The sequence below is a fragment of the Cupriavidus sp. 30B13 genome (assembly GCF_049059565.2).
GTDB lineage: Bacteria > Pseudomonadota > Gammaproteobacteria > Burkholderiales > Burkholderiaceae > Cupriavidus.
In genome coordinates this window covers 2,294,608-2,307,959 of the sequence record NZ_CP188223.1, presented here as the reverse complement: position 1 = coordinate 2,307,959, position 13,352 = coordinate 2,294,608, and the positions used below count along the sequence as shown (strand labels likewise).

Below are 13,352 nucleotides of genomic sequence, written 5' to 3'. Positions count from 1 at the left end.
TGATGTGAGTCAGGACATCGAGAAACCGCGCGCGGTCGCCGGGGCGTCGGGGAGGGAGGAACATGAAGAGATTGCGGGTTGCCCTTTGCGCGTTGAGCGTGCTGGCGGCTGCCGCCCAGTGCGGTTGCGCGGCGCCCGGCCCGGGCAGCGCTGCCGCCCCCGCGGCATCCGCCGCAGAAGAAACCGAGGGTCCGGTCGACAAGGCCGCCGCTGCCGCCGTGCACTGGCAGCGCGTGCGGCTGGGCAGCGGCGCGCGGGCCTACGATTTCCCGGTCTACGCCAACCATGCGCTGGACGGCGACCTGCGCGCCATCCGCGAGGTCATCTTCGTGCAGCACGGCCTGCAGCGCAACGGCGACGACTACTTCGTGGCCGGCGCGGCGCTGCTCCGGCAGACCGGGCGCAACCCGGACGAGGTGCTGCTGCTCGCACCCAATTTCCCGGGCACGCCCGACAAGAACAAGGGTTTCGACAACATGCCGGTGTGGAGCGTGCAGGGCTGGATGAGCGGCGAGAATGCGGTCAACCCGCCGTTCTCGGTCAGTTCGCTGCAGGTGCTGGACGACCTCGTGGGCCTGGTCACGGACAAGACCCGCCTGCCCGGCGTGACGCGCGTCACCGTGGCCGGCCATTCCGGCGGTGGCCAGCTGGTGCATCGCTACGCCGTGCTCAACGATATCGACGAGCGCATTCGCGCGGCCGGCGTCGACCTGCGCTACGTGGTGGCCAATCCTTCGTCGTATCTCTATTTCACGCCGGAGCGTCCGAGCGGCAAGGGTTTCGCACGCTACGACACCGCCCTCTGCGCGGACTACGACAAATACCGCTACGGCATGCGCGACATCGTGCCCTATGCGCGCGGCGACCGGGGCGACGTGCTGTTCCGCCGCTACCTGCAGCGGCAGATGACCTACCTGGTGGGCTCGGAGGACAACGACCCCAACCAGCGCGTGCTCGACAAAGCCTGCGGCGCCGAGGCCGAGGGGCCGACGCGGCTCGAGCGCGCGCGCGGCTACCTGCGCTACGAAGACTACCTGGGCGCGCAGCTGGGCAGCCAGAAGCCGCCGGTGCGGCATCAGGCGTTCGAGGTGATCGGCGTGGGCCACAACCAGAGCCGCATGCTCGGCTCGCAGTGCGGCGCCAAGGCCGTGTTCGGGCTGGCGGAGTCGGCCAACGCCAAGGGCGCGGCCTGCCGCGCGCCGCAGTTGTAAGGCCGCTCCCGGCCGCCCCTGGCCGCCCGTCCGGCCGCCTGACCGCCGGGTTTGCCCGGGCGGGCAGGGCGGCCCGGTGGTGCTAGCATGACGCATTCCGCCGTCCCGGCATCCGTTGCCGGACGCACTTTTCTCTTGCCGTCATGCATTTCTCCAGGGGCCCGGGCGCCGGCGATCCGCTGCCGCGTACCAGCCCGTCCTGTTCTTTTCCGTCCGGCTCCTCCCCGCTGCCGGCTTGCGCGGCGCGGCGGCGCCAGCTCGGCGCGCTGGCCGGCCTGGCGGCGCTGGCTGCGCTGGGCGTCTATCGCAACGCCGCGCACGCCGCCGAGCCGGCCTGCCGCCTGCTGGTGGGCTATGGCGCCGGCGGCGGCGCGGACCACGTGGCGCGGCTGGTGGCCGACAGCCTCAGCCAGGATGGCTGCCTCACCGTGGTGGAGAACCGCCCCGGCGCGGCCGGGCAGATCGCGTTGCAGGAGGCGTCCCGCGCGAGCGCCGAGCGGCCCACGCTGCTGCTCGGCACGGTGGGCTCGGTCAGCATCGCGCCGCTGCTGGCGCAGGCGCCTCCCGCGGGCTCGCCGCTGCTGCCGCTGGCCATCGTCGCCAGCACGCCGCACGTGCTGCTGGCCGCGGCGCCGGCCGCGCGCCTGCCCGGCCTGCTCGACGAGGCGCGCAAGCATCCGGGCCAGCTCGGCTACGCCTCGCTCGGCGTCGGTTCGAGCGCGCACCTGGTCGGCGAACTGCTGTGCCGGCAGGCCGGCGTGCAGATGACGCACATTCCGTATCCGGGCAGCGCGCGCGCCATGACCGACCTGCAGGGTGGCCATGTGCCGGTGCTGGTCAGCACGCTGCAGGCCGCGCTGCCGCTGATGCGCCAGGGCCGGCTGCAGGCGCTGGCCGTGACCGGCAGCCGGCGCAGCGCGCTGGCGCCGCAGGTGGCGACCTTCGCGGAGTTCGGCATCGCCGGCATGGACCAGCAGGCCTGGTACGGCGTGCTCGCGCCGGCCAGCTGGCCGGAGCCGCGGCGCGGGGTACTGGCGGCGCGGCTCGGCCGCGTGCTGGCGGCGCCGGCGCTGCGCCAGCGCCTGCGTGCGGATGGCGCGGAGCCGGCGGGGCTGACCGGCGCGGCCGCGCAGGACTACCTGGCCCGGCAGCGCGAGGTGTGGCAGCAGGCCGTGGCGCTGGTCGGCGCGCGGCTGGGCTGAAGATATTCCGAAGGGATCTTCCCGGCGGCCAGGACGGCCGCCGGCATGAGGTTCAGGACGCGTGGCTCAGAACTTCTCGAACGGGCCAAGGAAGCGCCACTGGCCGACCGGCAGGTCGCCCAGCACGATGCGGCCCATGCGCACGCGCTTGAGGCCGACCACCCGCAGGCCGACCTGCTCGCACATGCGGCGGATCTGGCGTTTCTTGCCCTCGCGCAGCACGAAGCGCAACTGCTCCTCGTTCTGCCAGCTCACCTTGGCCGGCTTGAGCGCCTCGCCGTCAAGCGACAGGCCGTGGCGCAGCTTCTCGATCAGCTCGGCCGGGAACAGGTTCGAGATGTTGCGCTCGACCAGGCCTTGCGGCGATTCCCACTGCACGCGCACCAGGTATTCCTTTTCCACGGTAGAGTCTTCGCCGATCAGGTGGCGCGCCACGCGGCCGTCCTGCGTCAGCACCAGCAGCCCGGTGGAGTCGATGTCGAGCCGGCCGGCGGGGGCCAGGCTCTTGCGCTGCCACGGCGCGAAGCGCTTGTGGGTGGGGTCCTGCTCCCACTGGTTTTCCGGCGCGAACAGCACCGCGGCCGGCTCGTAGCCGTCCTCGGCCTGGCCCGACACATAACCCACCGGCTTGTGCAGCAGCACGGTCACACGCTCGCCTTGCTCGGAGCGCGCGGCCTGGTGGATCTCGATATTGGCGTCCGGGCTGACGCGCGAGCCCAGTTCGGTCACGGGCTGGCCGTCGACCAGCACCCAGCCGCGCGGAATCCATTCGTCGGCTTCGCGGCGCGAGCACAGGCCCATTTCCGACATGCGCTTGGACAAGCGCACCAGGCCGTCGGCGCCGCCTTCGGCGCGCGGCGCCTGCGGGGCGGGCGCAGGCGCGGGACGCTCGGCGCGCTCCGGCCGGCCGGAGCGGTAGTCGCGCTGGCCGCCGTCTTGCGTGCGGCGCGGGCGGTCGCTGCCTTCGCCGGGAGCGAAACGGCGCGGCCGGTCGTCACCTTCGCGCGGGCCGAAATTGCGCTGGCGGTTGTCGCCGTCGCCGCCGAAGCGGCGCGGGCGGTCCTGGCCTTCGCCGGGAGCGAAACGGCGCGGCCGGTCGTCGCCTTCGCGCGGGGCGAAGCTGCGCTGGCGGTTGTCGCCGTCGCCGCCGAAGCGGCGCGGGCGATCCTGGCCCTCGCCGGGGCCAAAACGGCGCGGGCGGTCGTCGCCTTCGCGCGGGGCGAAGCTGCGCTGGCGGTTGTCGCCGTCGCCGCCGAAGCGGCGCGGGCGGTCCTGGCCTTCGCCGGGAGCGAAACGGCGCGGCCGGTCGTCGCCTTCGCGCGGGGCGAAGCTGCGCTGGCGGTTGTCGCCGTCGCCGCCGAAGCGGCGCGGGCGATCCTGGCCCTCGCCGGGGCCAAAACGGCGCGGGCGGTCGTCGCCTTCGCGCGGGCCGAAATTGCGTGGTCGGCTGTCGCCTTCGCCACCGAAGCGGCGTGGCCGGTCCTGGCCTTCGCCGGTGCGCGGGCCGCGCGGCGGGCGCTGCGCGCCGTCGTCGGGTTTCTTGCGCTGGCTGCCGCCGGCGCGTTCCTGGGCCTGCTTGATGCCGTCGACCACGGCGCGCACGCGCTGGCGGTTCAGGTCGGATACCCGCACCGGCCGGGTGGGCTTGCGGGTATTGCCAGCGGGGGTGGCCTTGATGCCCAGCGTCTTGCGCTTGGGCGAAGTGTCATCGGTCATATCTTCAATGCGGGGCGTCCGGCCTAGATGGCCAGCGCCGCCAGCAGGTCCTGTTCAAGCTGTAACTGCAATTTGTTGTCCGAGGCGAGGCGGCTGCCGTCGACCAGGAAAACGTCTTCAACACGCTCGCCGAGCGTGTTGATGCGGGCGGTGTGCACCGAGATGCGGTGCTTGGCCAGTACGCGCGAAATGGCGTACAGCAGGCCGGTGCGGTCGTTGGCCGAGAGCGACAGCAGGTAGTACTGGCCGCGCTCGTCGGGGCGCAGGTCCACGCGCGGCTTGATCGGGAAGCTGCGCGACTGGCGCGACAGCCGGCCTTGCGAGGGTTCCGGCAGCGGGGCGTTGGGCCGCAGGCGCTCGGCCAGTTCATGCTCGACCAGCGCGATGATGTCGCGGTAGTTGCCGGCGGCCGCGCTGCCGATGCCGGGATCGGTGACCTGGAAGGTGTCGAGCGCATAGCCGTGCCGCGTGGTGTGGATCTTGGCTTCCTGGATCGAGAAGCTCTTGCGTTCGAAGTAGCCGCAGATGCGCGTGAAGACGTCGGGCTGGTCCTTCACGTAGACCGCCACCTGCATGCCTTCGCCGGCGGCCGACACGCGCGCCTTGACCACCGGCGCCGCGCTGTCGACCTTGTCGTAGAGGTGGCGCGTGAGCCAGGCGATGTCGCGCGCGTCGTGGCGCAGGAAGAAGGCCACGTCGAGCTGGGCCCACAGCGGCTTGCCCAGCTCTGGGTCGAAGGCCTTCAGGCGCAGCTGCGCGATGGTGTCTTCCTTGCGCTGCGACCACAGCGAATGCGGGTCGACGCGGGCGCCGCCGAGCACGCGCAGCGTGATGCGATAGAGGTCTTCGAGCAGCTTGCCCTTCCACGCGTTCCACACCTTGGGGCTGGTGCCGCGGATGTCGGCCACGGTCAGCAGGTAGAGCGCGGTCAGGTAGCGTTCGTTGCCGACCACGCGGGCAAAGGCGTGGATCACGTCGGCATCGGTCAGGTCCTGCTTCTGCGCCACGTGGCTCATGGTCAGGTGGTGCTCGACCAGCCAGGCGATCAGGTCGGCGTCTTCGCGGGCGATGCCGTGCTGCTTGCAGAAGCGGCGCGCGTCGGCGGTGCCGAGCTTGGAGTGGTCGCCGCCGCGGCCCTTGGCGATGTCGTGGAACAGCGCCGCCACCCACAGCACCCAGGGGCGGTCGAAGGTGGCCATCAGCTGGCTGCAGAACGGGAATTCGTGGGTGTGCTCGACCACGGCGAAGCGCCGCATGTTGCGCACCACCATCAGGATGTGCTGGTCCACCGTGTAGACGTGGAACAGGTCGTGCTGCATCTGGCCGACGATGCGGCGGAAGTTGCTCAGGTAGCGGCCCAGCACGCTGGTCTGGTTCATCAGCCGCAGCGCGTGGGTGATGCCTTGCGGCTCCTGCACGATGGCCAGGAACAGGCGGCGGTTCTCGGGGTCGTTGCGCCAGTGCGCGTCCATCACCGTGCGCGCGTTGTACAGGCCGCGCAGCGTGCGCGGCGACAGGCCCTTGACCCCGGGCGTGCGCTCGTACACCAGGAAGGTTTCCAGGATGGCGTGCGGCTCGCGCTCGTAGAGATCGTCGCTGGTGATTTCCAGCATGCCCTGGCGTTCCACGAAGCGCTCGTTGATGACGCGTGTGACCTTGGATTCGCCGGGGAACAGCATGGCCTCGATGTTGAGCAGCAGCACGCTGTTGAGCTGGGTGACCGCCTTGGCCGCCCAGTAGTAGCGCCGCATCAGCTGCTCGCTGGCGCGCTTGTTGTTGTTCTGGCGATAGCCGAACGATTCGGCCAGCGCGGTCTGCAGGTCGAACACCAGCACGTCCTGGCGGCGCCCGGCCACCAGGTGCAGGCGCGCGCGGATGGTCTTGAGCAGGCGTTCGTTGCGCTGCAGCTCCTGCGCTTCGCGCTCGCTCAGCAGGCCGCGCTCGAACAGTTCCTTCCAGCTGTCGCCGAAGCCGGCGGCCTTGGTCATCCACAGGATCACCTGCAGGTCGCGCAGGCCGCCGGGGCTTTCCTTGCTGTTGGGCTCGAGCGCGTAGGGCGTGTCCTGGTACTTGGCGTGGCGCTGGCGCATTTCCAGCAGCTTGGCCTGGAAGAAGGCGCGCGGGTCGAGGTCGGCCTGGTAGCGTGTCTGCAGCTCGGCGAACAGCTTGCGGTTGCCGGTCAGCAGGCGCGCTTCGAGCAGCGAGGTCTGGATGGTGACGTCCTGGCGCGATTCGCGGATGCAGTCGTCCACGGTGCGCACGGCCGAGCCGATTTCCAGCCCCAGGTCCCAGCACAGCCCGATGAACTTCTCCAGCCGGCGCGCGGTGTCGTCGTCGGGCTCGGCCGGCAGCAGCAGCAGCACGTCCACGTCCGAGTACGGGAACAGCTCGCCGCGCCCGTAGCCGCCGACGGCCACCAGCGCGCACTGTGCCGGCAGGGCCAGCCCGCGCCATGCCTCGATCAGCGCGGCATCCACCGCGCGCCGCAGGCGCGTGAGCAGGTGGCCGACATGGCCGTGCGCGGTGAAGTCGTCGAACACGGCCTGCTTGTCCGCTTTCAACTGATCGCGGACACGGGTGGCAAGGATGAGTTCCGGCGTGGCGTCCATGGCTTGGGCTTGGGACATCGGTGGGACGGCTGAAATAAGAAGGGCGCCAACTTTGGCGCCCAGGGTAGCGTCAGGCTGCGACAGAATCGGTGACGAAGGCGGGCGGCGCCTGCGTGCCCGCCGAGACGGTGAGCACTTCGTAGCCGGTCTCGGTCACCAGGATGGTGTGTTCCCACTGCGCCGACAGGCTGCGGTCGCGCGTCTTGACGGTCCAGTGGTCGGGCATGGTGCGGATCTCGCGCTTGCCGGCGTTGACCATCGGCTCGATCGTGAAGATCATGCCGGCCTGGATCTCCATGCCGGTGCCGGGGCGGCCGTAATGGAGGATCTGCGGGTCTTCGTGGAAGTTCTTGCCGATGCCGTGGCCGCAGTATTCGCGCACCACGCTGTAGCCAGCGCCTTCGGCGTGGACCTGGATCACGTGGCCGATGTCGCCCAGGCGGGCGCCGGGGCGCACCTGCATGATGCCCTTCCACATGCACTCGAAGGTGACCTGGGCCAGGCGCCTGGCCAGGATCGAGCCCTCGCCGACGATGAACATGCGGCTGGTGTCGCCGTAGTAGCCCTCCTTGGTGATGACGGTGATGTCCAGGTTGACGGCGTCGCCGGGCTTGAGCACGCGCTCGCCCGGGATGCCGTGGCAGATCACGTCGTTGACGGAGGTGCAGATGGCGCCGGGGAAGGGCGGGTAGCCGGGCGGCGCATAATTCAGCGGCGCCGGCACGGTGCCCTGCACGTCGCGCATGTAGGCGTGGCAGAGCCGGTCGAGCTCGCCGGTGGTGACGCCGGCCTTGACGAAGGGCGTGATGTAGTCGAGGACCTCGGAGGCCAGGCGGCACGCTACCCGCATCTGGGCGATATCGTCGGCGTTCTTGATATGGATGCTCATGCTGCTCGCAAAGTGGCGGCGAAGCCACTGGCTGCGCCTCAAGTCGAATCTGAAAGACGGGATTATCGCACCATCGCGCCCCTGCCGCAGCCAAAAAGGGCGGCGGGGACGCCTTGGCGAGCAAGGCGGCAGGCCGTGCCGCGCGGACGGGCACGGCGTCGCCAGGGTGCCGGACCACTTGAGCGAAGCCCGGTTTTGTTGCTACAATCTTGGGCTGGCTTTCTCATAAATGCCATCAGGCGCGGCAAATGGCTGCGGTTTGGCTGCGGTTTCCACTGCTTGCCTTGCCGGATGTGCCTTTTGCGCAGCATCGGGATGCCAGAGAATGCCAGAGATCCTGAAATCGCGAGTCCGTCCATCCGGGGTGTTCCTGTTGAGGAATGTCGGGGCGGACTTCAGACCTAACCCTTTTGGAGAATTTTCATGTCCGTTACCATGCGCGAAATGCTGGAAGCCGGTTGCCACTTCGGCCACCAGACCCGCTTCTGGAACCCCAAGATGGCGCCGTTCATCTTCGGCCATCGCAACAAGATCCACATCATCAACCTCGAAAAGACGTTGCCGATGTTCCAGGACGCACTGAAGTACGTGCGTCAGCTGGCAGCAAACCGCGGCACCGTGCTGTTCGTGGGCACCAAGCGCCAGTCGCGCGAAATCCTGGCCGAAGAAGCCGGCCGCGCCGGCATGCCCTACGTCGACGCCCGCTGGCTCGGCGGCATGCTGACCAACTTCAAGACCGTCAAGATCTCGATCAAGCGCCTCAAGGACATGGAAGCCGCCAAGGAAGCCGGCGCGCTGGAAACCATGAGCAAGAAGGAAGCGCTGATGTTCGAGCGCGAAATGGACAAGCTGCAGAAGTCCATCGGCGGCATCAAGGACATGGGCGGCGTGCCTGACGCCATCTTCGTGGTGGACGTCGGCTACCACAAGATCGCCGTGACCGAAGCCAACAAGCTCGGCATCCCCGTGATCGGCGTGGTCGACACCAACCACTCGCCCGAAGGCATCGACTACGTGATCCCCGGCAACGACGACTCGAGCAAGGCCGTGGCCCTGTACGTGCGCGGCGTGGCCGACGCGATCCTGGAAGGCCGTGCCAACGCGGTGCAGGACGTGGTTGAAGCCGCTCGCGGCGGCGACGAATTCGTCGAAGTCGAAGAAGCCTGAAGCCCGCTGCCGAAAGGACCCCCGCGCGCAAGAGTAGCTGACCATCATCGCTAGCCGACCGGCCCGGAGCCGGTTCGGAGCGCAGCCGGGGCTTTCCGGCAGACAAGGGGGCGGAAGTTACGCCCCCTTTTTTTGAATTGTTGTCATCCGCCGCAGGCATGATCTGTCGCGGGTGAAGTTTCAGCATACCGCCGGCCGGGGCCCGCCAGACCCAGCGGGGCAGGCCGGTGCGAACCATTCAAGGAGTGACAAATGGCGGCAATTACCGCAAGCATGGTGGCAGAACTGCGCGCGAAGACCGACGCGCCGATGATGGAATGCAAGAAGGCCCTGACCGAGGCCGACGGCGACCTGGAAAAGGCTGAAGAGCTGCTGCGCGTCAAGCTCGGCAACAAGGCCAGCAAGGCCGCTTCGCGCGTGACCGCCGAAGGCGTGGTCGTGTCCTTCATCGACGGCACCACCGGCGCCCTGGTCGAGCTGAACTGCGAAACCGACTTCGTGTCGAAGAACGACGACTTCCTGGCCTTCTCGGCCAAGGTCGCCGAACTGGTCGCCAAGCAGAACCCGGCCGACGTGGCCGCGCTGTCGGCGCTGGAAATCGACGGCGTGTCGGTGGAAGCCACCCGCACCGCGCTGATCGGCAAGATCGGCGAGAACCTGGCGATCCGCCGCTTTGCCCGCTACGCCAACGGCGGCAAGCTGGCTGCCTACCTGCACGGCACCCGCATCGGCGTGATGGTCGAGTTCGACGGCGACGAAGTGGCCGCCAAGGACGTGGCCATGCACGTGGCGGCCATGAAGCCGGTGTCGCTGTCGTCGGCCGACGTGCCCGCCGAGCTGATCGCCAAGGAGCGCAGCATCGCCGAGCAGAAGGCTGCCGAATCGGGCAAGCCGGCCGAGATCGTCGCCAAGATGGTGGACGGTTCGGTGCAGAAGTACCTGAAGGAAGTGTCGCTGCTGAACCAGACCTTCGTGAAGAACGACAAGCAGACCGTCGAGCAGATGCTCAAGGCCGCCAACACCGCCGTCAAGGGTTTCACCCTGTACGTGGTTGGCGAAGGCATCGAGAAGAAGCAGGACGATTTCGCCGCCGAAGTGGCCGCCCAGGTGGCAGCCGCGCAGAAGGGCTGAAGTCCTGGCGGCCGGGCCGGCACCGCGGTAGGGTGCCCGGGGGCCGCCGTATAATGCCGAGGGGCACCGCGAGGTGCCCCTCGGCACAAATGACCGCGGCGCGCGCATCCGCGCGGCGCGGCCGCGAAGTCGCAGTCCGTTGTAGCCCGTTTCCGCAGTCGTCTGGCCTGCCGCGTCCGCCGTCCCACCGTGCCGCGCCGCAGCCCAGGCCACCCCGAAAACCGGCTTTCCTGGCGGTGGCGCGCCGGTTGGCGCCGCCCGCCCGCATCAAGCCTGCATTCAAATATCCGGCTCAAGGGAACGAGCCGAACCAGCTCCGGGAATCCATATGCCTGCCTATAAGCGCGTCCTACTGAAATTGTCCGGCGAGGCCCTGATGGGCGACGATGCCTTCGGCATCAACCGCTCCACCATCGAAGGCATGGTCAACGACATTGCCGAGATCGTGAAGCTCGGCGTGCAGGTCGCGGTAGTGATCGGCGGCGGCAACATCTTCCGCGGCGTGGCCGGCGGGGCGGCGGGCATGGACCGCGCCACCGCCGACTACATGGGCATGCTGGCCACCATGATGAACGCGCTGGCGCTGCAGGACGCCATGCGCCACGCCAACATCGAAGGCCGCGTGCAGTCCGCGCTGCGCATGGACCAGGTGGTCGAGCCCTATATCCGCCCGCGCGCCATCCGCCAGCTCGAGGAGGGCAAGGTGGTGATCTTCGCCGCCGGCACCGGCAACCCGTTCTTCACCACCGACACCGCCGCCGCGCTGCGCGGCGCGGAGATCGGCGCGGAGATCGTGCTCAAGGCGACCAAGGTGGACGGCGTCTATACCGCCGACCCCAAGAAAGACCCGAGCGCCACGCGCTACACCACGATTTCCTTCGACGAGGCCATCTCGCGCAACCTGCAGGTGATGGACGCCACCGCGTTCGCGCTGTGCCGCGACCAGAAGCTGCCGATCAAGGTGTTCTCGATCGTCAAGCCGAGCGCGCTCAAGCGCGTCATCCTGGGCGAGGACGAAGGCACGCTGGTGCACGTGTAAGAGGCGGCCCGGCGCCGTCGGCCTGGCGCCGCCAAAGGGTGGCGCGGGCCGCGGCAAAGAGTAGAATGATTCATTTTCGATCCCGGCATCCGGGGTCACGAACACCTGTTTTCCGGAGGTAAACATGAGCGTCGCCGACACCAAGAAGAGCGTCGAGCAGAAGATGCAGAAGACCATCGAAGCGTTCAAGGCCGACCTGGCCAAGATTCGCACTGGTCGCGCGCACACGGGTCTGCTCGACCACGTGCAGGTCGATTACTACGGCTCGCCGGTGCCGATCAGCCAGGTGGCCAACGTCGGCCTGGCCGATGCCCGCACCATCAGCGTGCAGCCGTGGGAAAAGAAGATGGTGGGCGCGGTCGAGAAGGCGATCCGCGACGCCGACCTGGGCCTGAACCCGTCCACCATGGGCGACGTCATCCGCGTGCCGATGCCCATGCTGACCGAGGAGCGCCGCCGCGAGCTGACCAAGGTCGTCAAGGGCGAGGCCGAGAGCGCCAAGGTCGCGGTGCGCAACCTGCGCCGCGATGCCAACGAGCAGTTCAAGAAGCTGGTCAAGGACAAGGCCATCTCCGAGGACGACGAGCGCCGCGGCCAGGATGAAGTGCAGAAGCTGACCGACAAGTTCGTCGCCGAGATCGACAGGATGGTCGCCGAGAAGGACAAGGAGATCATGACGGTGTGACGCGCAGGGCGGCGGCTTGCCAGCCGCCGCCGTGTCCGGTACCGTTTCCCACCATGCATCACATCAGTTCCACGCTCGGCGTCCCCGAATCCACCTATGTGCCCCGCCACGTTGCCATCATCATGGATGGCAACGGCCGCTGGGCGACCCAGCGGCACCTGCCGCGCGTTGCCGGCCACAGCCGTGGCCTGGATGCAGTCCGGGCGGTGGTCGAGGCGTGCGCGGCGCGGGGCGTGCAGTACCTGACCCTGTTCGCCTTCAGCTCGGAGAACTGGCGCCGTCCGGCCGACGAGGTCTCGTTCCTGATGCGGCTGTTCATGACCGCCCTGCGCCGCGAGGTGGTCAAGATGCACGCCAACAATATCCGCGTGCGCGTGGTGGGCGACCTGAGCCGCTTCAGCCCGCGCATCCAGCAGCTGATCGCCGACGCCGAGGCGCGCACGGCCGGCAATACCGGCCTGACCGTGACCATCGCCGCCAACTACGGCGGCCGCTGGGACCTGCTGCAGGCCATGCGCAAGATGCTGCAGCGCTCGCCCATGCTCGACCCGGACGCGGTCGACGAGTCCGTGCTGGCGCCGCACCTCGCGATGGCCTACGCGCCCGAGCCGGACCTGTTCATCCGTACCGGCGGCGAGCAGCGTATCAGCAATTTCCTGCTGTGGCAGCTTGCCTACTCGGAGCTTTATTTCACCGAAGTCTTTTGGCCCGATTTCGATGCCGCCGAGCTCGACAAGGCCTTCGCCTCGTACCGCCAGCGCGAACGCCGCTTCGGCCGCACCAGCGCGCAGGTGGTGGCGCCATCCGGGTTGTCGGGCACGGCCTGACGCCGCCGCCCGGACCTTATCCATCTTCTACCGGGATCCGCCCAGCGCATGCTCCTTACCCGTGTCATCACCGCCGTATGCCTGCTGCTGCTGATCCTGCCGATCCTGTTCCTGGCGCCGCCGCCGGCATTGGCCGGCCTGGTGGCGGTGATCGTGCTGCTCGGCGGCTGGGAGTTCGGCCGCCTGGTAGGGTTGCGCGGGGCGTGGCCCTACGTCTATGCGGTGGCCTGCCTGCTGGCGCTGATCGGCTGGCATGCGCTGTCCGGCCCCGACGCGCTGGCGCGCCTGCTGCAGATCGGCGTGGCCTGCTGGGGTGTGGCCGTGGTGCTGCTGGCGCGCGGCGTGCGCCGCGCCACGCCGGGTTTCACGGTGCTGGGCGTGGTGCTCGGCCTGTTCATGCTGCCGGCCTTCGGCCATGCCACCCTGATCCTGCGCGAGCTGGGCATCGGCGTGCTGCTGTCGGTGGCGGTGCTGGTGTGGGCGGCCGACATCGGCGCCTATTTCGTCGGCAAGGCCATCGGGCGGCGCAAGCTGGCGCCCGCCATCAGCCCGGGCAAGTCCTGGGAAGGCGCGCTCGGCGGCTGGGCGCTGGCGCTGGCGATCTCGCTCGCGCTGGCCGCCACCCATGCATTTTCCCCGACCTGGTTCTCGCGCGTGGCCGGCCACGGTGGCCTTGCCATCGTGGCGCTGCTGGCCACGCTGCTGGTGATCGCCAGCGTGGTGGGCGACCTGTTCGAGTCGCTGCTCAAGCGCCAGGTCGGCATCAAGGACAGCAGCCGGCTGCTGCCCGGCCATGGCGGCGTGCTCGATCGCATCGACGCGCTGCTGCCCGTTTTCCCGCTGGCCGCGTTGCTGGCCATCTATCTTTGAGTTGAT

Annotated in this window: 11 protein-coding genes; 8 read left to right on the top strand and 3 right to left on the bottom strand. The window is 69.0% G+C overall.

Annotation, left to right across the window (positions count from 1 at the left end):
* Positions 1-62: 62 nt before the first annotated feature.
* Both ACKI2N_RS10550 and ACKI2N_RS10545 read left to right on the top strand, forming a co-directional pair.
* A complete protein-coding gene (locus ACKI2N_RS10550; protein WP_420998268.1) occupies positions 63-1,211 on the top strand; it encodes a hypothetical protein in 1,149 nt (382 codons plus the stop codon).
* Between the two features lie 143 nt (positions 1,212-1,354).
* Positions 1,355-2,413 carry a Bug family tripartite tricarboxylate transporter substrate binding protein gene (locus ACKI2N_RS10545; protein ID WP_420998267.1) on the top strand — a complete coding sequence of 353 codons (1,059 nt, stop codon included), beginning with the start codon at positions 1,355-1,357 and terminating at the stop codon, positions 2,411-2,413.
* Between the two features lie 66 nt (positions 2,414-2,479).
* Here the strand turns inward: ACKI2N_RS10545 and ACKI2N_RS10540 are convergent, their stop codons facing one another.
* The 3 genes from ACKI2N_RS10540 to map form a co-directional block, all read right to left on the bottom strand.
* Positions 2,480-4,129: a pseudouridine synthase gene (locus ACKI2N_RS10540; protein ID WP_426989581.1), complete on the bottom strand. Its 1,650-nt coding sequence runs from the start codon at positions 4,127-4,129 to the stop codon at positions 2,480-2,482.
* Positions 4,130-4,152: 23 nt separating this feature from the next.
* Complete coding sequence (locus ACKI2N_RS10535) at positions 4,153-6,738, bottom strand: [protein-PII] uridylyltransferase (RefSeq protein WP_420998034.1); 2,586 nt, start codon at positions 6,736-6,738, stop codon at positions 4,153-4,155.
* A gap of 70 nt (positions 6,739-6,808) precedes the next feature.
* A complete protein-coding gene (gene map / locus ACKI2N_RS10530) occupies positions 6,809-7,627 on the bottom strand; it encodes a type I methionyl aminopeptidase (protein ID WP_426989579.1) in 819 nt (272 codons plus the stop codon).
* Between the two features lie 423 nt (positions 7,628-8,050).
* Between map and rpsB the strand changes: the two genes are divergently transcribed.
* The 6 genes from rpsB (at position 8,051) to ACKI2N_RS10500 (ending at position 13,346) form a co-directional block, all read left to right on the top strand.
* Entirely contained in the window at positions 8,051-8,794 is a 744-nt protein-coding gene (rpsB, locus tag ACKI2N_RS10525; RefSeq protein ID WP_020203946.1) for a 30S ribosomal protein S2, read from the top strand.
* Between the two features lie 252 nt (positions 8,795-9,046).
* Positions 9,047-9,925 (top strand): translation elongation factor Ts, encoded by an 879-nt coding sequence (tsf, locus tag ACKI2N_RS10520; protein ID WP_420998027.1) that lies wholly within the window; start codon positions 9,047-9,049, stop codon positions 9,923-9,925.
* 328 nt (positions 9,926-10,253) lie between these two features.
* A complete protein-coding gene (gene pyrH / locus ACKI2N_RS10515) occupies positions 10,254-10,964 on the top strand; it encodes a UMP kinase (RefSeq protein WP_035814253.1) in 711 nt (236 codons plus the stop codon).
* A gap of 124 nt (positions 10,965-11,088) precedes the next feature.
* The gene (frr, locus tag ACKI2N_RS10510) at positions 11,089-11,649 is read left to right on the top strand and encodes a ribosome recycling factor (RefSeq protein WP_420998026.1); all 561 of its coding nucleotides are present in this window, start codon (positions 11,089-11,091) and stop codon (positions 11,647-11,649) included.
* 53 nt (positions 11,650-11,702) lie between these two features.
* Positions 11,703-12,476 (top strand): isoprenyl transferase, encoded by a 774-nt coding sequence (locus ACKI2N_RS10505; protein ID WP_420998025.1) that lies wholly within the window; start codon positions 11,703-11,705, stop codon positions 12,474-12,476.
* A gap of 48 nt (positions 12,477-12,524) precedes the next feature.
* A complete protein-coding gene (locus ACKI2N_RS10500) occupies positions 12,525-13,346 on the top strand; it encodes a phosphatidate cytidylyltransferase (RefSeq protein WP_420998024.1) in 822 nt (273 codons plus the stop codon).
* Positions 13,347-13,352: the final 6 nt, after the last annotated feature.

What these genes read in the sequence shown, in the direction of transcription:
- tsf (WP_420998027.1), top strand. Translation starts at nt 9,047, where the DNA reads ATGGCGGCAATTACCGCAAGCATGGTGGCAGAACTGCGCGCGAAGACC.
- ACKI2N_RS10505 (WP_420998025.1), top strand. Translation starts at nt 11,703, where the DNA reads ATGCATCACATCAGTTCCACGCTCGGCGTCCCCGAATCCACCTATGTG.
- ACKI2N_RS10540 (WP_426989581.1), bottom strand. Translation starts at nt 4,129, where the DNA reads ATGACCGATGACACTTCGCCCAAGCGCAAGACGCTGGGCATCAAGGCC.
- map (WP_426989579.1), bottom strand. Translation starts at nt 7,627, where the DNA reads ATGAGCATCCATATCAAGAACGCCGACGATATCGCCCAGATGCGGGTA.
- ACKI2N_RS10500 (WP_420998024.1), top strand. Translation starts at nt 12,525, where the DNA reads ATGCTCCTTACCCGTGTCATCACCGCCGTATGCCTGCTGCTGCTGATC.
- ACKI2N_RS10535 (WP_420998034.1), bottom strand. Translation starts at nt 6,738, where the DNA reads ATGGACGCCACGCCGGAACTCATCCTTGCCACCCGTGTCCGCGATCAG.
- pyrH (WP_035814253.1), top strand. Translation starts at nt 10,254, where the DNA reads ATGCCTGCCTATAAGCGCGTCCTACTGAAATTGTCCGGCGAGGCCCTG.
- ACKI2N_RS10545 (WP_420998267.1), top strand. Translation starts at nt 1,355, where the DNA reads ATGCATTTCTCCAGGGGCCCGGGCGCCGGCGATCCGCTGCCGCGTACC.
- rpsB (WP_020203946.1), top strand. Translation starts at nt 8,051, where the DNA reads ATGTCCGTTACCATGCGCGAAATGCTGGAAGCCGGTTGCCACTTCGGC.
- ACKI2N_RS10550 (WP_420998268.1), top strand. Translation starts at nt 63, where the DNA reads ATGAAGAGATTGCGGGTTGCCCTTTGCGCGTTGAGCGTGCTGGCGGCT.
- frr (WP_420998026.1), top strand. Translation starts at nt 11,089, where the DNA reads ATGAGCGTCGCCGACACCAAGAAGAGCGTCGAGCAGAAGATGCAGAAG.